At 41.3% G+C, this 24,703-nt stretch carries 16 protein-coding genes; 1 reads left to right on the top strand and 15 read right to left on the bottom strand.

Going from position 1 to position 24,703, the window contains the following annotated elements; all coding sequences use genetic code 11:
- Window positions 1-9: 9 nt before the first annotated feature.
- The 12 genes from WC743_RS02780 to WC743_RS02725 all read right to left on the bottom strand — a co-directional run bounded on the left by WC743_RS02780 (window position 10) and on the right by WC743_RS02725 (window position 19,605).
- A complete protein-coding gene (locus WC743_RS02780) occupies window positions 10-1,248 on the bottom strand; it encodes an MFS transporter (RefSeq protein ID WP_373010232.1) in 1,239 nt (412 codons plus the stop codon).
- Between the two features lie 10 nt (window positions 1,249-1,258).
- Complete coding sequence (locus tag WC743_RS02775) at window positions 1,259-1,987, bottom strand: GDSL-type esterase/lipase family protein (protein WP_373010231.1); 729 nt, start codon at window positions 1,985-1,987, stop codon at window positions 1,259-1,261.
- A 124-nt stretch (window positions 1,988-2,111) separates the two neighbouring features.
- Window positions 2,112-3,830, bottom strand: a complete 1,719-nt coding sequence (locus tag WC743_RS02770; RefSeq protein WP_373010230.1) for a RagB/SusD family nutrient uptake outer membrane protein — start codon at window positions 3,828-3,830, stop codon at window positions 2,112-2,114.
- 12 nt (window positions 3,831-3,842) lie between these two features.
- Window positions 3,843-7,079 (bottom strand): SusC/RagA family TonB-linked outer membrane protein, encoded by a 3,237-nt coding sequence (locus tag WC743_RS02765; protein WP_373010229.1) that lies wholly within the window; start codon window positions 7,077-7,079, stop codon window positions 3,843-3,845.
- 418 nt (window positions 7,080-7,497) lie between these two features.
- A complete protein-coding gene (locus tag WC743_RS02760; protein ID WP_373010228.1) occupies window positions 7,498-8,670 on the bottom strand; it encodes a FecR family protein in 1,173 nt (390 codons plus the stop codon).
- Window positions 8,671-8,769: 99 nt separating this feature from the next.
- Window positions 8,770-9,363, bottom strand: coding sequence for an RNA polymerase sigma factor (locus WC743_RS02755; protein WP_373010227.1), 594 nt, complete (start codon window positions 9,361-9,363; stop codon window positions 8,770-8,772).
- A 323-nt stretch (window positions 9,364-9,686) separates the two neighbouring features.
- Window positions 9,687-11,060: a glycoside hydrolase family 2 TIM barrel-domain containing protein gene (locus WC743_RS02750; protein ID WP_373010226.1), complete on the bottom strand. Its 1,374-nt coding sequence runs from the start codon at window positions 11,058-11,060 to the stop codon at window positions 9,687-9,689.
- Entirely contained in the window at window positions 11,060-12,736 is a 1,677-nt protein-coding gene (locus WC743_RS02745) for an FAD-dependent oxidoreductase (protein WP_373010224.1), read from the bottom strand. The genes WC743_RS02750 and WC743_RS02745 overlap by 1 nt, the downstream gene beginning before the upstream one ends.
- A gap of 57 nt (window positions 12,737-12,793) precedes the next feature.
- Window positions 12,794-14,248, bottom strand: coding sequence for a RagB/SusD family nutrient uptake outer membrane protein (locus WC743_RS02740; protein ID WP_373010222.1), 1,455 nt, complete (start codon window positions 14,246-14,248; stop codon window positions 12,794-12,796).
- 15 nt (window positions 14,249-14,263) lie between these two features.
- Entirely contained in the window at window positions 14,264-17,515 is a 3,252-nt protein-coding gene (locus WC743_RS02735) for a TonB-dependent receptor (protein ID WP_373010221.1), read from the bottom strand.
- A 210-nt stretch (window positions 17,516-17,725) separates the two neighbouring features.
- Window positions 17,726-18,931: a FecR family protein gene (locus WC743_RS02730; protein ID WP_373010220.1), complete on the bottom strand. Its 1,206-nt coding sequence runs from the start codon at window positions 18,929-18,931 to the stop codon at window positions 17,726-17,728.
- A 62-nt stretch (window positions 18,932-18,993) separates the two neighbouring features.
- Window positions 18,994-19,605, bottom strand: coding sequence for an RNA polymerase sigma factor (locus WC743_RS02725; RefSeq protein WP_373010219.1), 612 nt, complete (start codon window positions 19,603-19,605; stop codon window positions 18,994-18,996).
- Window positions 19,606-19,838: 233 nt separating this feature from the next.
- On the opposite strand from WC743_RS02725, the gene WC743_RS02720 reads away from it, so the two are divergent.
- Window positions 19,839-21,434, top strand: a complete 1,596-nt coding sequence (locus WC743_RS02720; protein WP_373010218.1) for a M81 family metallopeptidase — start codon at window positions 19,839-19,841, stop codon at window positions 21,432-21,434.
- A gap of 262 nt (window positions 21,435-21,696) precedes the next feature.
- Here WC743_RS02720 and WC743_RS02715 read toward each other — a convergent pair whose 3' ends face one another.
- Genes WC743_RS02715 through WC743_RS02705 form a run of 3 tightly spaced genes read right to left on the bottom strand, consistent with a single transcriptional unit; the run spans window position 21,697 to window position 24,676 of the window.
- On the bottom strand, window positions 21,697-22,005 hold the full coding sequence (locus WC743_RS02715; protein WP_373010217.1) for a hypothetical protein: 309 nt from the start codon (window positions 22,003-22,005) through the stop codon (window positions 21,697-21,699).
- Window positions 22,006-22,010: 5 nt separating this feature from the next.
- The gene (locus WC743_RS02710; protein ID WP_373010216.1) at window positions 22,011-23,024 is read right to left on the bottom strand and encodes a zinc-binding alcohol dehydrogenase family protein; all 1,014 of its coding nucleotides are present in this window, start codon (window positions 23,022-23,024) and stop codon (window positions 22,011-22,013) included.
- A 41-nt stretch (window positions 23,025-23,065) separates the two neighbouring features.
- Complete coding sequence (locus WC743_RS02705; RefSeq protein ID WP_373010277.1) at window positions 23,066-24,676, bottom strand: UxaA family hydrolase; 1,611 nt, start codon at window positions 24,674-24,676, stop codon at window positions 23,066-23,068.
- Between the last annotated feature and the right edge of the window lie 27 nt (window positions 24,677-24,703).

Here is a 24,703-nt window from a genome sequence, read left to right as displayed (position 1 = left end):
TATAATTTTTTAGGTTGTTTCGAAATAGTCCAGATCTTTATCGAATGTTTCTTCCATACCCCAGAGTGCTATGATTGCTACGGCAATTGTTAAGCACCCAACCGCTCCAGCTGCCGGAAGTACCCCCCAATAACTTTTTCCTAACAAAAACAATGGGGTGAAAATGTTAACACTCCCCCTTACAAAATTGGGGACAGTAGTAGCAACAGTAGCCCGTAGATTAGTGCCAAATTGCTCGGCTGAAATAGTGACAAACAGGGCCCAAAAGCCAATAGAAAATCCCAGGAAAAGACACAGCCCATAAAATATCGCAGCATTTTTTGAGCTTTGTAATAAGAACAAGGCGATAAAAAGGCTGGTGAGCAAGAGAAAGATCAGTACCACCTTTTTGCGGCTTTTAAAATACTGGCTTAATATACCGCTGCTAAGATCACCTAGGGAAAGGCCTATATAGCCAAACATAACCGCTTTGCCGGCCAGAACAGGAACTGAAATACCCAATACCTTTCCAAACTCCGGCGAGAATGTTAGCAAGATCCCGATAACGAACCAGATTGGCAGGCCGATCATGATACAGCGTACATATTTTACCAGTTTGGTACGGGAAGTAAAAAGGGACAGGAAATTCCCTCTCGATACCTTTTTTTCTTTTACATGGCTGAACATTCCTGATTCAAATACATTGAACCGGAGCACCAGCAAAGCCAGGCCCAAAACGCCACCAATAATATAGGCTACCTGCCAGTCAAATGTATCTGCGACCAGGTAAGCCAACACGGCACCAAGCACGCCGACCGAAGCAACGATGGAAGTGCCATACCCCCTGATCTCTTTAGGGAGGATCTCGGCTACTAAAGTGATCCCCGCTCCCAGCTCTCCGGCCAGGCCAATCCCGGCTATTAACCTGAGCATGGCATACTGATCAACAGTGGTAACAAAGCCATTGGCAATATTGGCTACAGAATACAATAGAATGGAACCGAACAGCACTGTAAGGCGCCCTTTTTTATCACCTATGATGCCCCAAAGTATACCGCCAATGAGCATACCGGCCATTTGTACATTGATCAGGTAAATACCTTTTTCTAACAACAGATAAGACGGGACATGCAAGGCCTTTAAACTGGGGACCCTGACGATGCTGAACAGCAGCAGGTCATAGATGTCAACAAAATAGCCAAGGGCAGCAACAATGACCGGAATAGAAAACAATTTTTTGAGAGAAGAATTCTCAGACGTATACTTCATTTAGTGTTTTTTATGATAATAACTTTTTTAAATAGGCCGGGTAGCTTTCCTGGTCCACAGATCCATCGCCACGGGTAATACTATCCCCGAAACAAACAATACGGCTGACAGGCAATTGATTATATTGGATGAACTGGCTGATGGCCAATGCCAGAAAACGGTATCCGTTTGGTGTTGGATGCACCCCATCGGTTTTCCCACTGTTTATTTCATTCCTGATTAAAGAATCCTTATCGGTACCAATTTTCCCTACCTTTTCGAAGAGGATACTGGCATCAAAAAATGAAGTTTTATGCTTTTCAGCAACAGCTTTAATCACCTGGTTTAGTTGTGCCCGCCGCCCTGACGGCCCTTCGGGTTCAAAAAATGAAGCCGGGTGGCGGGTTAGTAAATAAGGCTCATAAAAGGGCAAAATGGTTAACAAAAGCACTTTACTGCCGGATGCCAAAATGGATTCAACCAGTTTATTGAGGTTTTGACGATATTTTTCAAGCGGAACATGTTTGCCATTATTCATATCATTGGTACCAATCATGAGAATGGTGAGCGTTGGGTTATGGCTCAGGCAATCGGTTTGCAGCCTTGCAAGCAGGTTGTTTGTGTTGTTGCCTGATACACCTGAGTTGAAAACCGATACATCCTCTATAAATGCCTGTTGGCCAAATGCATGCAATAAGCCAGGAAAAGAGAATCCGGCAATGGTGCTCATTGTACTGAAAAGAAATTTTTTACGATCCATTTTATAATAATGTTTCTGCTTGTTTCATACTTTTTAAGTAAAAAAGGGCATGATCATAGCTACCGGGGCAATAATTGGCCCCGGTAGTTGTTGATCTGGTTTTAATTACCTTAATGCTTTATTTTTAGTAATTTGGGTTTTGTTTGAAATTGTCCTTGTTGGTTGAGAGATCTAACTCTGCCTGCGGGATAGGAAACAAGTAGTGTTTTGCAGGGTTAAAACTTGTACTTGTATTAACTATTTTGGTATCTGTAACAGACCTGGTTTTTTCCAGAAATGCTTCAAACCTGCCTGTACGCGCAAGATCATACCATCGTTGAAATTCAAAACAGAGTTCGCGGGCCCGCTCCATTAAGATCTCATCAATGGTAATATCTGAAGCAGCATAGTCTTTAAAACCCGGTGTTGCCGCTGCTTGTATAGGACTACCGGCAGCATTTAAACCCCTTGCCCGTTGCCTTACTAAGTTTATTGCAGCTAAACCTTCAGTAGAGATGGTTCCATTCTTTTTATAATCGGCTTCTGCGAACATGAGCAGCACATCGGCAAACCGCAGAACAATAACATTATTTGGACAGTTTGAATACAGGTACTGTGAGGCCGTACGCCATGATGGCCCCCAGCGGTATTTTGTTACACCACAACGGCCCAATACAATTGTATTATAGGAATCAGGGGTAGAAGTACCCCATATATAAGTAAGGCTTGTTGGAACACTGTTTACAACATTTACCAGGGAATCTGATAAATTCCAAACGCGTCGCTTGTCATAATCAGGACTTGCCAAAGTTGGCTTATAGTATTTATAAAATTTAGGAACATAAACTAAATTTCCCTGACCAATCAAAGAATTTGTATAATAGGCTGGATTACCATTGATGGTGCCGGTACCTACCATGCCGTATTCTTTTGTCCATTGCGTGCCATAAGGAACTACGGTACTGAACTGTAGTTCCCAGAGCGATTCTTTATTGATGTTTTTATTCTCAATTTTAAACACGTCTCCGTAATTCGGCAGCAAGGCTGCACCACTATTATCTTTTACATCCTTTAAAACAGTCCAGGCTTTTGAATACAGATCGTTAACACTCTCGGTGATCGTTTTGTATCCATCTACTTTGCCAACAGTTTTGCTCATGGCGGTTTCTTTTGCTGAAGCCATTGTCAGGTAAACTTTGCCTAATAATGCTTGTGCTGCCCAGTGATTAGCATGGCCATTGCTGGTTTTTGCTTTAGGTAGCACTCCGCTTGTTGCAAAAGCTAAGTCACTTACAATAAAATCATAAACTTCTTTGATTGACCGGCGTGGCTGGCCATAATCAAAATCGCCTTTAACCGGCTGATCTGTTATTGGCAACTCACCATACGTTTGAACCAGTCGAAAATAGACGTATGCCCGTAAAAAACGTGCTTCGCCAATAATGGCATCCCGGTCTGCGGTTGAAACATTAGCGACAGTATTTGCAGCTGCAATAATGCTGTTAGCTCTGGTTGCAATTTCGAAATGACGGATCCAAAATTCGCCAATTGCTCCTTCGCTGGGCGAAAAAGTAGATCGGTCAAAATTGTATCTTACTCCGGATGTTCCTTTGAACATTGCTTCATCGGTTCCTATCTCTGTCATAAAAAGAGGCGTGTTCGTGTAAACACCAAACAGGTCTTTAACTGATGAATATACTCCAACTACTCCGGCATCTAATGACGCTTTATCTACAAAGAAGTTATTGGTTGTGTATTGAGTTTCAGGCTTTTCAAGTAAAAACTTTTTACAGGAGCTGATGCTAAAGGCCAGCATGATGCAAGCCATTATAACTTTTATTAAACTTTTATTATAATTTCTCATTTCTTTTAAAGATTAAAATTGAGCCCTGATACCTAATGAATAAACTCTTGACCGTGGGTAGGATGCGTAATCGAGTGATGGCATTAAGTCTCCGAAACCGCCCTGACGTGTATTAACTTCCGGGTCATAGCCGGTATATTTTGACCAAAGCCAAAGATTTTTACCGCTGCTGAAAAGTGTTAGTCCGCGTAACCCTATTTTGGATACAAGTTTTGATTTAAACTGATATGCCAGCGTTACATCGCTCAAACGCAAATAAGATCCATCTTCGATCCAGTCTGATAACATTAAGTTCTCTTCCGGGCTTCCGGGCATTCTATAGCTATTATTGGGGTTCCCGGCTTCTGCCAGTGCACCTGTCGTATTATCGTAGAGGTTAGGCCGCCAGGAATTGGCAATAACTGCATTTGAATTGTTGACATTTCTGCCTGATTCTAAAGCAACCCGGTTTGCGTTGTAAATTTTATTTCCATAGCTATATTGTAAAACTACATTAAGATTAAACCCTTTATAAGTAACTGAATTAGTGAACCCTCCGGTAAAAGTTGGTTGGCCTTGCCCAAGTATCGTACGATCATTTGCATCAATTTTATGATCGCCGTTGGTATCGAAAAATTTTCTTGTGCCGGGCCTTACCGAACCAATTGCGATTCCATTGATCTCCGTTAAGCCCGAAGCATTGATCTCTGCCTGTGATTGAAAAATGCCGTTGGTTTTGTAACCATACCATTGGCCGATTGGCTGGCCATTTTGAATAATGGCAGACGTTCCTATGCCTGATACCACTCCGGGAGCTAAATTCAATTCATCGCCAATTTGAATGGCTTTTGATCGGTTAAAGCCGATATTGGCACTTACATTCCAGGAGAAATTCTGCTTGGTAACAATCAGGCTGTTAATGTCAACTTCCAATCCACTATTTTGAATTGATCCTAAATTTGTCCATGTATTTCTATAGCCACTGTACCCTGGTGTCACTTTCTGTATAAGCAGGTCTTTAGTACGCTTTAAATACCAGTCGACAGTTAAGGAAAGCCGGTCATGAAATAATCCAAGGTCCATGCCCGCGTCTATTTGGGTTGTTGTTTCCCATTTAAGTGAAAGATTTTCGGGCCTGTCAACAACAACGCCATAAGATGGGGTATTGCCATTAATTGGTGAGAAATACGTAGCTATTGTTGATAAGGTCAGGTATGATGGGATAGCTGTGTTACCACTTTGGCCAATACTTGCCCTAAACTTAAGGTTAGTTATCGGGGTAATTGATTTTACGAAATCCTCTTCTGAGGCGCGCCAAGCCAGTGCAGCAGATGGAAAATACCCCCATTTGTTTACGGAGCTAAACCGGGATGATCCATCTGAACGCATAGTTCCCGTAAAAAGGTATTTGTTTTTTAATGAATATTCCACCCTGCCTAAAAATGAAGCCATGGTCCATTTTGTAATATTATAGGTGGGAATGATTGGCGTAGTACCGTTTGACAACCCAAAAACGCCTAATGTTTCTATATTATAATTCTGATTTTCTGCAGTGATAAGGTTATACTTACTCTGCTCAAAAGTGGCACCTACAAAAGCATTAATACGATGATCTTTATTGATCTCTGTTTTGTAATAAAGGAGGTTCTCATTCAGGTACCTATTGGTTACCCCTCTTGATAATAGAGCTCTTCCATTGAATCTGGATCCCGCAGAAACATTTTTTGGATAATAAGAATCAGTGTTGGAATTGGTATAAGTAAGCGTACCTGTCGATCTAAAGTTGAAATGATCATTTATTGTCCAGTCTAACGCCATTCTGGTGATGAGTTCACTTACTTCACGATTATTTGTTACATTTTTAGCCAGCGAGTAAGGATTGGTAGTTATATAGCCCGCTTGCTGAGCGTTATCTTCAACATCAGTAAAAGTGAGTGGGTTGGTTGGGGGTTGCTGCAACATGGCAGTAATAATGGGGTTCGATACGATTCCGCCATTGAGCGCGCTGGCACTTGAGGTAAACCCATCAATATTATTTCTGGTAAACGAAACGTTGCTGGTTACAGCCACATTTTTTGCCAGATTTTGTTGAAAATTAAAGCGGCCGTTATAACGTTTATAATTACTAAAAACAATTAAACCACCCTGGTCGAGGTATCCACCCATAAATGCATACTTGGTATCCTTCGTTCCTCCTTGTACGCTTAACCTGTATTCCTGTACCAGACTGCGTTGAAACATCGCTTTCTGCCAATTGGTATTGGCGGAATCGGGGCTATTGTAATTTTGCCAGGTACTGTATGGTGAATTGGCAGGCACACCCCAAAAACCACCCGGTGTTCCCGTGGGCGTGTCCCGGTAGTAATTATACCCGGTTAAGGTTGATGCCGGAGCATTTGGATTAGTAGCGCTTGCCGGAGAATAAACGTAGCTGGCTAAAAATTGCCTGTGAACATATTGTGACGAGTTCATTAAATTGTATAAATGCGAAGGTGTTTGATACCCTGTATTATTATAAAATTCAACCTGCGTCTTTCCCGATTTGCCGCTTTTAGTTGTGATTAATATTACACCGTTTGCGCCGCGTGACCCGTAGATAGCGGTACCGGAGGCATCTTTTAAAATTTCAATATTTTCAATATCGCCAGGGCTAATATTATTGGCATCATCCTGCATAACACCATCAATTACATATAATGGTGTGCTACTGGCGCTAACCGAACTTGCACCACGAATCCGGATAGTATTTTCAGACCCCGGGGTACCATCATTTTGCGTGATCTGTACGCCGGCGGCTTTTCCTTTAATAGCATCAGCCAAAGAAAAAAGCGTACGTTGCGAAAGAGCTTCTTTAGATACGGTTGAAACAGATGCCGTCAAATCCGATTTCCTTGTTGTACCATAACCAATTACCACTACCTCATTAAGGCCGGAATTTTGCGGTTTCATGGTAATGTTGATCTCCGCTTTGCCCTGGCGCGGCATTTCAAGTTTTTCATACCCTATAAAGGAGAAAACGAGCACTGCATCACTTTCAACAGAAAGTTGATAGTGACCGTCTTTATCAGACACGCCAGCTTTCCCGCTTTGCTTGTCTTTAATAGTCACTCCCGGTAATGGCTGATTCTTCTCATCGGTAACCGATCCGGAAACCGGAGGTCCTTTTTTTTCAGTTGTGGAGGGGGCAGATGGCTCAGCCTTTGCCCGAATAGTAACGGTTTTACGGGTAACAGTATAAGCGAAGGGTTGCCCCGATAAACACTTATCCATAACATCGTTAATTGAGCTGCTACTGATTGTTAATGTAACGGGTTTTGCAGTTTTTAATAAATTTGCCGTGTACACAAAATCATACCCGCTTTGTTGTTGAATGCTTGCAACTACATTTTCCAATGATGCATTTGTAACATTTAGAGTTATCTTGGGGGCTACCACTTGTGCGTGAACACCGGAAACAATCAGTATACTTAATGTTAAAGAAAGACAGAAAGCAAAGGCTCTGGAGTAAAATTGGGTAATAGGAAGCCACCTGCATTTTATTGCAGTAAAAATTTTATACATTTGAATGTTAGGTTAAATTATAATTGGGTAAAAACGATATTAATACTACCTAATATAGGCTTAAAAGCTTCATTAACCGGGAGCGCACCATCGCTCCTGGTTTTTAGGTAATTGTTATTGCAAATAGTTACGGCATAACAGTTACCCTCCTTCCTTCAATCTTAAAATGAATAGTACCGGTTTGTTCGAGTGCATTTAATAGCTCTAAAATATCTTTTGAGTTTGAGTAGGTACCGTCAAACCTTTTTTGCGTAACGTCACCTTTATAACTGACATCAATATCATACCATCTTATCAATTGGTCCATGATACTTACAATATTATCATTACGAAAAACAAAATAACCGTTCTTCCATGCCACCGACTCGGTAGCATTTACATTCATTAGTTGAATTTTACTTGCACTGCTTTTGGTAATTGCTTGTTGCCCGGGTTTTAAAAGTACAGTTGAGCTGCTGTTTGACGTTTGTATCCCGCCTTCCAGCAGGGTTGTCCTTGTATCTGCATTTTCATAAGCGTTAACGTTGAAATGTGTACCCAAAACTCTTATTGTAGTAGAATTGGTTTTTACAATAAAGGGCATATCTTTATTTTTAGCAACTTCAAAATAGGCCTCGCCAGAAAGTTCCACATTTCTTTCTTTTCCGGTAAAACGGGTGGGATAGTGTATAGAAGAAGCGGCATTCAACCAAACGTTGGTTCCATCAGCTAATATTAAATGCCATTGTCCTCCTTTTGGCGTTTCTGTAGTATTGTAACTTATAGGTTGTGTGGCGTTGTTATCCCCGGGTTGCACCACGTACGTTAATCTACCTTGTTTGTCTTTATAAATTTTCAAACCGTTTTCTTTAATCAAATCACCTGATTTTGCATTACTGAGATCTATTTTTTTCCCATTCGCCAGTGTCAGTATTGCTTTATTGCCCCTTTGTACCTCTTTAACGGCGGACTGTTTTGTGGTTTGCTCCGTTGTATCCCTGCGTGTTAAAAAATACCCTCCAACAGTGAGGAAAAGGATAATTGATGCGGCAGCAGCATAGCGATACCAGATTTTTATAAAAGGAACCCGCACTGATGGTTCCCTGGCAGAATGAATATCCTTTAAAAGCTGGTCACTTTCTTCGGCGGTTAACAAATTTCCCGAAAAGTCATATTTGTTCCATGATTCTTCAAACAATGCGTTTAACTGTTGCTCGTTGCCATCCTCGGCTACCAGATCCATTAATTCTTTTTTTTCCGCCGCGGTCACTTCGCGTCGGAGAAATCGTTGAAACAAAAAATCCAGTCTCTTATTTGTCATTCTGGGTAAAATTAAACAGCAATCACATTTCAGTCTGTGCTACTTTTAAGCAATATACCCTAAAGACACCGCGGATTGGAAAAGTGGATATTAAAAAATTTATTTTTTTATAATGGAGATCATCGCAATTAGTGCGGTTAATTCTATGTTGGCTCTAACGAAACGAGAGATAGCCTTAATTGCTATTTGCTGATACTTGATTACAGATTGCGTGGAAATTCCCATTTCATTGGCAATGTCTGTATTTTTATGCCCCTGCTGCTTAAGTACAAAAATACGCTTTTGTTGAGGTGGTAGTTTAGCTACTGCTTGTTCAATAATAGGCCTCAGATTGTCATAATTATAACCTGGCAGGTGCTCAGTTTCATCTTGAACTATCTGTAAATGAAACTCATTATTACGGCGCTGTTCACGAACATTTGCGCGGATGGCATTCAATGTATAATTGCGGGTTGTTATAAAGAGCCAGGATTTAAAATTTTGAATTTCGGGCAGCGTTTCCCGTACCTCCCATACCTTAATAAATACATTCTGAATAACTTCTTTAACCATTTCACGGGAGTCTGTGATTAAAAAAATATATTCGCCTAAACCCTGATGATAGCCATAAAAAAGCTCTGCAAAAGATTTTTCATCATCTTTAGCTATTCCATTAAGGAGTTCAGCTTCATTATAAATACTTTTGATCGGCAAGGGAGCCCGGCTTAATAATTAGTTTATAGTAGAATGAATTTACAAATAAATCCCATTAACAAACATACGATTCATCTAATAAATTTTAAGATTATAATTTGTTATAATGATATCATATGCTTGTTAATGGGATTTAGCCATAAGGTCACCCTCGTAACTGCTAACAATAAATTGCCTGGCCGGGATCATCTCATTAGCTAAATCCCGGCCTGCAATTGATGGCTCAACACCTGCTGATGCGCCTCTTTAATACAAATATCATAATGCGTTTGCGCGCGTAAAATATATGCCAACTAATACTTTTGCTAAACATTGCCCATTATTTATAAAACCTGAAATGGCACAACTGCACTTGCTATATGATTATGGTTATCTTTTGCAAAACCATAAAGCCTGTATTTACCCGCTACAGGAGCTTTTATTACGACCTGATTTCCGGTAACCTGGACAATAGTGTTAGCGACACCAGGAAAAGTGCCGGCAATTGCCGGATTAATGGAAATCTGCGCTGATTCTTTAACAACCGTCCATTCAAATGTTATGGGGTCGTTATCGGGATCGGTTGCTGTCATACTCCCATTGTAATTTTGACCTGCAACCAGGGTTACATTATCAGTCGCTATTTGTCCGTTTATAATTATCTCATTATTAGTAGGAATTTGCGGTGCCCGATTTGACGGAAAACTTCCTGTCCAAAGATTTTGCATCATTTCAACCGATCCAAACTGACGCCTCTCTCTCGAAAATATCCCATACCACATAGCTACAGCCCCATGTGTTTGATGTCCCCAAATAAACACATATGACCCTAAGCAGCCGTTGTTGAAATTAGATGATATACTTGAATATCTTATTTGATAGACGTTGGCTTTTCTGGAACTGTTAAACTCCTGCAGAGCTCCCCAGCTTGTCTTAGCAGATGTTTCCCAGGTGCCGGTTGGCCCATATTCTCCAATAAAATAAGGTTTGGGGAAATTAACTGACTGCAACTTTCCATAAACCGTGGCTATGGGAGAGTATGAATTTATACCTAAACAATCCAGATTTGGCGCCCGCAGCTTAATCTGGCTTAACATTGAAGTATCCGAACCTGCAACGATAGTTGTAGCGGGATGATTCGGATCTTCCTGATGAATCATTTGTGCTATATCATTTACGGCATTCCAAACTTTCAGATTAGTATACTTTGAGTTTACTTCATTACCTATTGCCCACATCAGGACTGCCGGATGGTTGCGATACTTTTTTACCCAATAAGTAAAATTGGTTAATTGCTGATGCACTGCGGCCGTATCATTATAATTAAAACCAAACTCTTCATGCGCTGCATAAAGGCACAAGGTAACCGATATCCCGCGGGCATAGGCAGAATCCAGTATACGCTGCGTGGAATCAGTAACATTGTAATTCCTTATGGAATTACCACCGTATGAGGTAAGATTAGTCCAGTAATCAAAACCGAGATTGGTGTTAATCGCAGCGCCTTTTATGATATATGGTTGTCCATTTCGCAAAATCTTAAACACCCCATTTTCCACTACAATTTGTACTTGTGATGCAACGGCCGGCAAACTATCATTATCCATAACTTTATTTGAGCCATTAATATCTGTTTTTTGAAAAAAATCTGGCTTTTTACAGCTGAATAAGCCGATTGATAGGAAAAATATTCCAATCATTACATTTAATATTTTCATTATTGTTGTTTTTTATTGGTTAAAGAAATTATCTGATCTGCTTTAAGTAACTCTTCTTTTAATTCAGGATATGATACATCTTGTACACTTTGCTTAGTTTCAATCGATAATGCGGCGGCAGCACCTGCAGATTGACCAAGTACCATATAAACCGGCTCCATTCGGATAGTACCGTAGGCTACGTGCGATGAAGAAAGGCATACGGGTACCAAAAGATTTGAACATTCTGTTTTTTTAGGGGTGAGCGCCCGATAAGAAATAGTGTAAGGCTGGTTTTTTCTGAAATAAGTGCCTTCTAATCGAACCCTCCCAGCAGAATCTAACATTCTGGAAACAAAATGACAATCTAACATATATGTTCCCAAGCCAACGGACTCTTCTGCGGGCTCTGCTCCAGTACAATTTTGCTCGCGCATCACAAAATCGCTCACCATCCGCCTGGCTTCCCGCACATACAGTTGGTTTGGAAAGTTATGATTGTCCCGATATTCATCTTTAGGTAACCCCCAGCGCTTCATCTCACCTCTTATTCGCTCCGGTACCCTGGTATCATTCCCCAAAAACCATAGCATGCCAATAGCATAATTGGCATGCATAACATCAAGCTTATTTCGTTGTTTGTAACCAGCCTCAGGATAATCATAGCTTGCCCCAACAAAATCTAAATGATTAGTATCTGTTTTTTTATTTGGCATTGGTGTAAATGTGATAAGGGAACTTAAATTTACCTCAGGGTTAGCTGTGATAATTCTTGCCATAAGTTCAAACCACAACGGGTTATAATTTTTGGGCTTCTCAATGGGTATTAAATTGGTTGAATCGTCAGTAAGCGTAAGCCGGTAACAATAGGCTTGCGTACGTTTATCCGCACTGCCATCTGCACCGGCAACCCTTGGTTCTATAAATGGCAATATTCCTGACCGTGAATCACCTGGTTTTATATACGGATCTACCGGATTAGTCTCACTAACTACTACGCTACCAAGTCTTACCCCATTAAAAGTTTCGCCATATTGGGTATTGGATTCCCTGCCGACAATATAAGAAACTCCAGAGGTAGCCATAAGATCCCCCTCGTAGGTGGCATCTATAAATACTTTTGCAGAATAAACCTTGTTGCTGGTAGTGATAAGGCGTTTGATTGCAGTGCCTTCTTTTACTACTCCTCTGTTCCGTTTAATCTTTTGATTATAGATAACGGTGACTTTTGCATCTTTAAGCATTAGCTTAAAGATATTTTCAAGCACATTGGATTCGTAAACCCACTGCATTTTAAGAGAATCGTTTTTACCAGTGAATGTTCTTTTCTTTGAAAGCTCAAAAAACTCATCCCGGGTTTGGTTTCTCCACACCGCCGGATTTTGGTAATAGGTATATAGCTTTTGAAATGCCTCTCTCGCAATTCCACCAATCAACCTATAATTGTTTATATCAGTGGCCGTTAAGCCGGCGGTCATTACCCCGCCAACATGATTACCTGTAGACAACAATAAAACCTGCTTACCCATTCTTGCTGCTTGTATAGCAGCTGTAATACCAGAAGGTGTTTCCCCATATACGCATACGTCATAATTATTATTTTGCGCATAGCCTAATGAATGGCAAAACAAAACGATAAACGCACTAACTAAAATCTTATTTATATTTTTCATTGTGTTATTTTTTTTATTTTTCAAGCAATAGGTTCCCTATATGCGCAGTTTTTGTGCATACAATAAAACATGGGCTGCTGGTTAATATCCCGGGTTTTGTTTAAGTAATGGGTTAGTATTTAATTCAAGTGACGGAATTGGAAAAAGAAGCTGATAGTCTTTTACGCTTATGGTGGCATCCTGCGCATTTATTGCAGGTATTAGTTTTTCCGTTCGCAACAAATCAAATCTTCGCTGTCCTTCAAATGCAAACTCTAATCTCCGTTCGTTAATTACTGCATTTTGAAACTGTGCCTGTGTTAGCCCCGGGGCAAGGTCATAAATTGATTTTGTACCAATAGGTAATCCATATGCCCTGCGATGTACCTGGTTAAAAGCTTCATATGCTTCAGCACTACCAGAATTAACCTGATTTAAAGCTTCCGCAAACATCAACAGCAGGTCAGCGTAGCGGGTTATGTAATAATTATTGGCTCCGCCAGTTGTAGTAAGAGCTGTCGGGTCTTTGTACTTTGATACATAATAAGGAAATTTAATGGTTGTAGGGGCCTTGGGGTCTGCGGTATATGAATATTGCCTTACATTAACCGCTTTACGAAGGTCGTTTGCCGGATAGGCATCAAAGTGATTTTTAGTTACGGGATTATCTCCAAAACCAGCAAAAGGAGATTTATCAAACGATGGCCGAAAAAAACCCGCGTAATTGCTGCCTATATTTCCTGACCCACTTTGGTATTGTATTTCAAAAATCGACTCTTTGATGTTTTTATTAGCTATCAAAAACACATCTGAGTAATTAGGCCATAATGAATATATACCCAAAGCCATTACTTTTCTTGCTTCACTAACAGCTGCGTCATATTGTTTTTGTGTTAAATAGACTTTAACAAGCATAGTCATTGCAGCCCCTTTTGTAGCTCGTCCAACATCTTTTGCGCTGTATGTTTGCGGAAGATTTGCTTCCCCGTATTGAAAGTCTTCAATGATTTGCTTGTAAACATCCCCGGGGGCACTTCGTGCAATCTCTAAATTGGTTAGTGATGTTGTAGCAGTAGTTTTTAAAGGTACTGCGCCCCATAACCTAACCAAATTAAAGTATATTAAACCTCTTACAAACCGTGCTTCACCAAGGTATTGATTTTGTAATGCGGGCGAAAGATTGGTCATTTTTGATATATTATCAATCGCCGTATTTGCACGATTAATAATCACATAAGAAGTGCTCCAAAACTGATAGAAGAGATTTGTTCCAGAATCATAGGTAAACTTATCTAGCTGATTCTTATCGGCATTTTGTGTGTTGCGCCCGTTTCCCCATTCACAATCATCGGTACCTTGTGATTGTATAACCTCTATAAATTGATTATACAAATAATCATTTGTAAGGCTTGCGTAGGTAGCATTCACAGCAGCGTTAGCATCGGCGGGAGTTTTGAAAAAGTTTGCCGTTGAATTTACCCCCTCCGGTACAAGGTCCAATTTAGTACAGGAGGTAACAATAATTGCTATAGAAAGTATAAGTGATAATTTTTTCATAATTTGATAATAAGTTTAAAAGCCTACATTAAAGCCAAATGTGTATGTCCTTGAATTTGGATATGGGCCGGAATCAAACCCTGGTGCAATATTGCTGGATCCATATCTGCTAACTTCCGGATCAAGACCCGAATAGTTTGTAATGGTAAGCAGGTTCTGGGCATTGATGTAAAGCTTTGCAGACATACCTTTAGAGATATGATCCAAAAGTTTACCGGGTAAATTATACGAAATTTGTACGTTTTTTACCCGTAAGTAAGAACCATCTTCAACATATCGGTCCAGCGACCTGTTATTAGGTTTAATACTTGATGCACGTGGTATATCTGTATTGGTGTTGGTAGGCGTCCATCTATTTAAAACATTCCTGGTTTGATTTTGGAGGCCATATAAATTCTCTAAGGTAATTTTGTTGCTGTTATATAGCTGATTGCCATAAGACCCTTGCAGAAAAACCAGTAATCCAATATTTTTATAGGACAAAGTGTTTGTAAAACCACCAAAAAAACGAGGTTGCGCACTTCCTAAAACCACCCGGTCATCGTCATTTATTTTCCCATCATTATTATTATCTATATAACGAATGTCACCGGGTTTAGCTGTGGGGGTAGCAGATGCCGCTACTTCCGCCGCATTCTGAAAAATGCCATTGGTTTTGTAACCGAAATATAAACCTAAAGGCCTGCCAACTTCCAATATTGCATTATCTGTTGTACCTGTAAATAAACGACTGACCCCTGCTAAGTCTAAAACCTTATTTCGGTTAAAGGATATATTCAAACTTGTTTCCCATTTTAATTTATTATTAGCCGGGATCGCGGTAACTGTAAATTCTAAACCTTTGTTTTCCGTTTGCCCCCTGTTTTGTAATGCATTACCAAAACCAGATGTAACCGGGATTTTTACATATAGTAGCAAGTCGCTTGTTTTTTTGTAATAAGCATCTATATTAATGAGCAACCTGTTATTTAAAAAACCCAATTCTAAACCTCCGTCGGTTTGTGCTGTTGATTCCCACTTGAGATCAGGATTGCCCACTTGTGATGGTGTTAAACCAATTACTTTTACGCCGCCGATAGTATAATTTGCCGTGCCAAGCAGATCAAGACCCGGGAAATTCCCGATACCATCCTGGTTTCCCGTGATTCCGTGGCTAACCCGCAATTTAAGGGTACTAAAAAGATTTAGATTTTTAATAAAAGATTCATCTTCCATGCGCCATGCAAGTGCTGCCGAAGGGAAAAACCCATACCTGTTATTTTTACCAAACCTCGAGGAACCGTCAGATCGGGAAGTAAATGTTACTAAATATTTACCTTTAAAACTGTAATTTATCCGTCCTAAAAAGCTTAACAGCGACCACTGTGTTTTACTGGAAGCTGGTGCCGTTACCAATGCTCCTGTATTTAATGCATTAGTCCCCAAATTATCATTTAAGAACGATTGAGCGCCGGCATCTACCGATTGGAACGCAGAATTTTGCTGTGTAAAACCACCAAGTAAGTCAAAACTATGTTGTTTAATTTTCAGTTTATAATTTACAGTATTTTCGTTTAACCATGTAAATGTTTGATTACTGGATATAGATGCCTGCCCCCCAACCTGGGACCCTGAATAGACAGATTGCGGCAGGTAGACATCATTTCTGTTGAAAATGGCATCAACTCCCCAGAGCATTTTCAGCGTAAGTCCTTTTATAATTTCAGCACTTGCATATACGTTTCCCAGTGTGCGGTATATATTGGTGTAATTTTGATATTCGTTTAACAAAGCGATGGGGTTATCAAAGTTAGTCCCCTGCTTATTTGAACTGGTATAAGAGCCATCAGGCTGATAAACAGGCAAATCGGGCTGTAATGTAGCCATTGTAAATAACGAGCCCGCACTTACCTGATTTGTTCTTACATTACTAATAGTTAAACTATTGCCTATCTTGAATTTATCTCCCAAATCGCGGTCAAGATTAGCACGCAGGCTATAACGTCTAAAATCAGATGATTTAGCTATCCCGTCCTGACCGAAATAATTGGCAGATAAAAAAAAGCGTGTTTTATCCTCACCGCCCGATATCGATATTTGGTGATTTTGAATGGGTGCTTTGCGAAATATTAATGATTGCCAATCGGTTGTAGATGGTACATGTGTAAGATCATAAACAGGTAAACCACCTTCGTTTACCGTGGCTTCATTGGCAAAAGCCTCAAATTCAGCGGCATTTAAAAGGGAGTATTTTTTAAGTATTGATTGAATGCCGTAGAAAGAATCAAAGTTCACTTTTCCTGCTCCTTTTTTACCTCTTTTTGTTGTAATTAGAACCACTCCATTTCCACCTCTTGAACCGTAAATAGCCGTAGCAGACGCATCCTTTAACACATCTATTGAGGCTATGTCAGCAGGGTTTATAGAGTTAAGCGGGTTTAAACCACTGGCACCATTATCTCCCTGATCGGCAAATACCGGAATGCCATCAATTACATAGAGCGGTTCATTACTGCCATATACAGAATTACCACCCCGTATCCGCATTGCAGATCCAGACCCGGGCATGCCTGAATTTTGGGTGAATTGCACGCCAGATGTACGGCCCTGCAAAGCTTGATCTACCGATCTGAGGGGTGTTCCATCGAGTGTTTTGACATCTACTGATGAAATAGCCCCAGTAAGGTCTGCACGCTTTTGAGTGCCATATCCTACTACTACTACCTCGTTCAGCTTGCTACTTTCTTCCTGGAGTACAACGTCAATGTTGTTCTTTTTTTGAATCGGAATTTCCTGGGTCGTGTATCCCACAAATGAAAAAACAAGTACGGCATTTTCATCAGAGACTGAAATTTTATAGATGCCGGCATTATTGGTGATCACCCCGACTTGAGTGTTTTTTATTTTGACAGTTACCCCTGGTATGGGTAAATTTTTATTATCTATGACCTTACCGGTAATAACCACAGGGTCAACTTGTTCACTATTTTTATCAGCAGCCCTTGTTATTAAGATGGTTTTTTGTTTTATAGTATAAATAAATGGTTGATTAACAAAGCATTGCTTTAGTGCTTCTTCCAAAGAAACGTCTTTAACATTAACATTAACCTGTTTTGCTTCGCTTAAAATTTCAGGATCGCAAAGGATACTATACCCACTTTGTTTACGAATTTCATTCACTGTTTCCCACAATGAAGCGTTGCTTTTAGTTAAGCTGATTTTTTGTGCCAGAGAGGATGCACTTACCTGTAAGCACCCTATCAGGCAAATAAAAAAAGACAATTTCATAAGTCTCCATAATTTAGGTTTGACACGGAAAGGCATTCCGCATCCAATTGCAGTATAAATTTTATACATTTGAATCTATAGGTTAATTAATAATTGGTTGTAAACAGCGATCATCATGATTACCTAAATGCAGCTCCCAAATGCTGTATATTTCCAGGGGCGGTTCGAACGTCCCTGGTTATATTCCTTTAGATAATTCTTATTAGTAAATTATTTTATCAATATTATCTTCCTCCCTTCTATTTTATAGTGAATTCCAGATGTAAATGATATATTATTAAGGAGTTCGGTAATGTTTTTATACCTTGACACAGTGCCCCTTAACCTTTTTTGTTTTATATTGTTGCCTACATATTCTACATCTACATCATACCATCTCGAAGCTATTTTCATAACATCCTTTATGCTTGCGTCTTTGAATGAGAAATCTCCATTTGTCCAGGCCATAGCCTGCTCTGTATCTGCGCTCTGCACTGAAATATCACCCCTGTCGATTGCGGTAACCCCTTGTTGGCCGGGTTTAATTAGTACTACATTGTGATCATGTCTCATTTGTATTGAGCCTTCGATTAAAGTTGTTGTGATTGTCTGATCATCAAAGTAGGCCGATACATTGAAATGAGTACCGAGAACCTTTATCTCTACACCATTAGCGTCAACTACAAATGGCTTCTCCTTATTCTTAGCAACCTCAAAGTATCCCTCTCCTTTTAATTCAACCTTTCGGATTTTGTTGGTAAAGACGGTTGGATAGGTAAGTGATGATGCGGCATTCAGCCAAACTTGGGTACCGTCAGGTAAATTAACTTTATAGGTTTCTCCCCTGGCGGTCGAAAGGGTATTAAATTGATTATCTGCAGGAGTATTGCCCCCGGCAATGGTATAAACTACCTGACCGTTGGCTGTTTTTGAGACACTTACGCCGGCTTGTTTAGCGATCTCGCCTTTAATCGCGTCAGATAAGATGATTTTCTTACCATTCGCCAAAGTAAGCGTTGCGGCATTTTTACCAGGAGCAATGTCATTTTTGAGTGGCTGAATAACTGCAACCTGTTGAGGTTGTTTATGATGAATAAAGAAATAACCGCCAATGCCCAATACAAATAAGACACTTGCTGCCACTGCGATTCTCTTCCAAATGCTTGTGGTTCCGGCTTTTTCAGGATATAACGGTTTAATGTTGTCACTGCCCTGATTCAGGTGATCCAGGCCGGCTTCAATGTTTTGGATAAGGCTGAAATGTACAGGATCGAAGTTTCCTTTTTGTTCTATAACTTCCTCCCATACCTGCAACAGCATTTCATATTCTTCGCGGCTGGTATTTTCCACCCAGTCTGCAAAGGCTTTATACTCTTCGTTAGTATAATTGTCTGATGACAGTTTTTCTAAAAATATACGGAGTGCTAATTGGTCCATTGGTCCCTATTTGTAGTAAGGACAGCAAGAGTTAACAAAAGGATACCCCTGATGTGAAATATTTATTGAAAAATTATTAAGCCAGCTGCAATGGTGATCGTGGCTGAAATGCCTGCATGTATATGGAGATATTCCTTAACATGGCGGTTAGCCGCTGTTAACTGTTTTTTAACCATAGATTTGGATATTTGCATGGCCTCTGCGATCTGGTCATGTGACATTTCCTGTCGCAAGCTCATTTCAAACACCTGGCGGCGTTTAGGAGGCAGCTGGCTCAATGCACGTTCTACAATTTCACCATATTGGCTATAGATCAGGCTGTCCTCAGAATTATTACCTATAGCTTCTCCATCCCGTCCGATATAATCCATCGCCTTACGGCGAACTTTCTGATGATCGTAAAGGTTCATCAGCCGGTTACGGGCTATCTTAAACAAATAGCTATTTAAAGTTTTGATCTCCGTCAGGTCTTCTTTGTTTTCCCATAGCTTCAGGAAAATATCCTGCAATATTTCTTCGGTATCTTCCTTGGAACGGATAATACCATATAAATAATGGTAAAGCTTCGGCAAATAGAACTGGTAAAGCACAGCATAAGCACTGCGATCGCCCGCGGCGGCCCGCTGAAGCAGTAAGGGCTCCGCTTCCAGCTGGTATGCTGCTGTTTTATTCATTACTACCAAATTTAATAATTAAACACGAACATAATTGTTTGACTGTCAAAATACTTCGGAAACAGCAAAAGAAGTTTAAATTGCATCCTAACTCGTAATTGCTGAAAACCTTGTCAAGAACCCTATGCTGGGATAAAATGGACTGTTTTTATATATTTGATAAATTGCCACTTACTTGCAACCCATTTCACAAATGTGGGTGGGATATTTAACAGTATCAAAACGGAATGTCTATGAAAAAACTTTGTCTTGTCATGATTTTGAGCGTCTTTGTTGCGGGGGAGCTTGCTGCTAAGTCAGATACAAAACATCGTATACTACAGAAACACACTCAGAATCAGAAGCTTCCGAAAATTGCCATAGCGGGGCTCGGCATCGAATCGAGCACGTTTTCGCCGGCCTTAACGGATGAGCTTGCCTTCCACGCTACTTACGGCATAGATGTGTTTTCGAGATATCCTTTCTTAGCAGTAGACTCTACATTACGCAAACAAGCATATTGGGTGACCACGGTAGTTGGCAAATCGCTGCCCGGCGGTGCTGTTACCCGTGTGGCGTATGAATCACTGGTTAATAAAACCTTAGACTCACTTAAAAAACACTTGCCGTATGACGGCTTGTATTACGATATACATGGTGCTATGAGTGTGGTAGGATTGGACGATCCGGAAGGCGACTTTATTGAGCGCATAAGAAAAGTGGTTGGCTATAAAACCATCATTTCAACCTCAATGGATTTGCACGGTAATGTTTCAAAACGCCTGGCTCAAAATACAGATCTGATAACTTGCTACCGCATGGCCCCACATGAGGATGCCATGCAAACAAAAGCCCGTGCTGTTAAAAACTTGATCGATCGGATCAACAGCGGCAAAGGCAAACCTGCTTATAAGGTATGGATACCGGTTCCTATACTATTACCGGGCGAAAAAACCAGTACCCGCATAGAGCCTGGAAAAAGTATTTACCAACAGGTTGCACCGGCGGCGGCGCAGGATGGTATTATTGATGCTGCCATATGGATAGGCTATGCCTGGGCCGATGAGCCACGTAACCATGCTGTAGTAATGGTTACAGGCGACAATGAGCAAAAGGTAAAAAACACTGCCGAGCAATTGGCCCGCAACTTTTGGAACAAAAGGAACGAATTTGCTTTTGTTGCCCCAACAGGCAACCTGAAGTACTGCCTGGATAAAGCATTAACGAGCCCAAAACACCCCTTTTATATCAGCGACTCAGGCGATAATCCAACTGCCGGGGGTGCCGGGGATGCTACCTGGACATTGACCGAGATACTTAAACGCACTGAGCTGAAATCGGCCAACGGCCCGTCACTAATATATGCGTCTATCCCAGGGCCGGATCTGGTAGAAAAAGCTATAGCCGCAGGTGTAGGCAAACTCGTAACAGGCAAAGCAGGTGCCGCTGTGGATGCGCGTTATGCGCCGCCGGTTTTGCTTTCGGGCACGGTAGAATCAATAGTATATGGCGACAAGGATGCCGAAGTTGAGGTTGTTATTAAAGTAGGTAGTGTGCACATTATCGTTACTAAAAAGCGCAAGCCTTATCATAAAGAAATTGATTTTACACGCCTGGGCCTTAACCCGCGCAAGGCTGATATAGTTGTTGTTAAAATAGGCTACCTGGAACCGGAGCTGTATGCTATGCGCGCCGATTGGTTGCTGGCTTTAACACCTGGTGGGGTAGATCAGGACATTGAACATTTGCCTTATAAGCGAATTGTTCGGCCAATGTTCCCTTTTGATAAATCAATGCCCGATCCTGATCTGTCGGCAAGGTTCATTCCGGCATCCGGGAAGTTTCAATAGTGATAGGGTTCATATGATTTACAGGTTTTGATATAAATATCGGCGGGGGGGAGGGATTCGAGCCCAAGTATTATTTAAAAATCATCATTTTTAAATTTAAAATCGACGATACCATTTCCTTTGGTAAGCGTGAATTTAAAATCTATATACTATGGAGCCATTTGTTTCAACAAACTACACGAAGTCGTTTGCCAACTTTTTAAAAAAGTCGAACATATAGAAAAATGTAGCAGGATCTCCAACCTAAAGATGACGCAAGGTTTTAACCAATTTTCGTTCTGCCCAGAGCAGGTCTTCCAACTGGCCCACAAAAAATCCACCAACGGTAGTAGTATATTTTTTGCAGGGCCGAATCGGGGCATTCAAACAGCGGGATGTTTTTAGCCAACCAGTTGTAAGCCTGCTCGTTCGGTATAAAGTTCTTTACTGTTTCGGTATCTATCGAGTTAAAATAATCTACACTGGCTTTAAGCTTATCCAAACTTAACAAACGTTTTTGCTGCGCGTGGCTTATTGTTGCCATAAATACCAACAAACCTGCTATAAAACCGGATATGATAACTCTCTTCATCTCGTTTATATTGTAACCATGGCTTTAATTACGCCATTAGCAGGATTAAGCCAGCTTTCAAACTGGTCTTTTACTTCATCAAACATCACCCGGTGGGTGATGTAGGTTTTAGGATCAACCTGTCCGTTTTTCATTGACCGGATCACATGCTCAAAATCATGGCGGGTTGCATTGCGGCTACTCATCAGCGTAGCTTCGCGTTTATGAAACTCCGGGTGACTAACCACAATATCACCCCGCTGCAAGCCAACCAGCACATACCTCGCCCCGTGGGACATGTACTGAAATGCGCCGTTGATAGCATTTTGGTTACCGGTGGCGTCAATTACCACCGTTGGCATATCGCCATTGGTAATTTCTTTCAGGCGCTCCAGGGTGTCTTCGTCTTTTACGTTGATTGTATATTCAATTTTCAGGTTCTTTTTGCAAAAGGCCAAACGTTGCATGTTCACATCTGCGGCTATAACATTCCCACCGGCTATGCGTGCAAATTCCATAATACCCAAACCAATTGGCCCGGCGCCAATAATCAGCACAAACTCGCCGGGTTGTACGTTTGCACGGCGCACACCGTGCGCACCAATAGCTAATGGTTCAACCAGGGCCAGTTCATCAAAACTAAGCCCTTCGCCATGTACCAGCAAATGCGATGGCACCTGCAGATATTCGGCCATACCACCATCAGTATGCACCCCGCAAACCTGGATATTAACGCAACAATTTGGCTTACCCGAGCGGCAGGCAATACAATGCCCGCAATTAAAATAGGGTATAAATGTAACGGCTTCGCCTGCCTCAAAGCCTTGCGCATCACCAGGATCAACCAGTTCGGCGGCAATCTCATGACCTAATATACGGGGATAGCTAAAGAACGGCTGAGTGCCTTCAAAAGCATGCAGATCAGTACCGCAAATGCCGATGCGCTTTATCCTGAGTAAGGCATTGCCGGGTTTCAAATCAGGAAGATCGGCAATGCCATATTTTAACTCACCGGGAGTGATACAAGTAAGTACCTTCATTATTTTTATTTTAGTTTGATGCTTTTATAATGGCAATATTACTATAAGGACACCCCTCTTTTCCAGGGGATAAAATCATCCTGACCATGCCTTACCGCGCTCACTTCAATTTCGCCGCCGGCCACTTTTATAACGTAATCCAGAATTCTTTCACCTGCCTGCTCAATGGTTTCGCTGCCCTCTATTATGGTGCCTGTATTTATATCGATGATATCGCTCATCCGGTTAAACAGGGCCGTGTTGGTAGCAATTTTAATAACAGGGGCTATAGGATTACCGGTTGGTGTACCTAAACCTGTAGTGAACAAAACCACGTTAGCGCCCGAGCCGACTTCGGCTGTAGTAGATTCTACATCATTACCAGGTGTACATAATAAGTTAAGGCCCGGTTGGGTAACTTTTTCAGGATAATCGAGCACATCCGTTACCGGTGACGTACCGCCTTTTTTTGCAGCTCCCGCCGATTTTATGGCATCGGTTATCAGCCCGTCTTTTATATTGCCAGGCGATGGGTTCATATAAAAACCAGAACCCGCTTCTTCTGCCCGTTGGCTGTAAGTGCTTACCAAACTGGCAAAGCGTTCTGCGTTGTTTTTGTCCAGACAGCGATCAACCAGGTTTTGCTCAACACCGCAAAGCTCAGGAAACTCCGCCAGGATAACCGACCCACCAAGGGCAACCAACAGATCGGAGGTATAACCGATAGCAGGATTGGCCGAAATACCCGAAAACCCGTCGGATCCACCGCATTCCAGCCCTATAATCAGCTTGTTTAAGGGCGCCGGCTTGCGGGTGCATGAATTGGCCTGCATTAAACCGGCCAATGTTTGGCGTATGGCCTGTTCTAATAAGTCGGCCTCTTTACCTGTCTTTTGCTGATCTAATATATACAAAGGTTTGTTAAAAGCAGGTGAGCGTTTATTGATCTCTTCCTGTAATGTTCTCACTTCGGCATTTTGGCAGCCGAGGCTTAACACCGTTGCACCGGCCACATTAGGATGTGTAATATACCCCGCAAGCAGGCCGCATAAAGTTGTAGAATCCTGGCGCGTTCCTCCACAGCCGCCTGTGTGAGATAAGAATTTAATTCCGTCCACATTAGGGAAAAGTTTATTGCCTGCGCTTTGAGTGGTGTCGCCATCAATTTCGGTATAAAGCACCTCTTCCATCCTTCCGCCGTTTTTGATAACCTCCATCAATTGCTGCGCTTTTATTTCATATGTTTTTTTGCGGCCATAGCCCAAAGGCTTTACTAACGCTTCCTGCAATACTTCAATATTGCGGTTTTCGCAAAACACCATAGGAATCACCAGCCAATAGTTAGCCGTGCCTACGCTCCCGTCTGCGCGATGATAGCCGTTAAAAGTTTGGTTTTGCCATTTGCTTACATCCGGTTTGTGCCAATCGGCATGGCTGTTGCCTGTTAAAAAGCCGCTGGCAGCGTGTGATACGTTGCCGGTAGATAGCAAACCGCCAACAGGGAGATGGCTTTGTGCCCTGCCCACCAATACGCCATACATAATAATTTCCTCCAGTGGAAGAATATCGGTAATGGCAAATTTATGTTTGGCCGGGATAGCATCAGCTAATGTATAACTGCTGCCCTTATATTCAACCACGTGGCCCGCCTGCAGATCAACAAGGGCAACCATTACATTATCGGCAGTATGAAGTTTTAT

The organism is Mucilaginibacter sp. (genome assembly GCF_041660805.1).
Classification (GTDB): Bacteria; Bacteroidota; Bacteroidia; order Sphingobacteriales; family Sphingobacteriaceae; genus Mucilaginibacter.
Note: the sequence above shows the minus strand (reverse complement) of the source record. Positions and strands in the feature narration are given on the sequence as shown.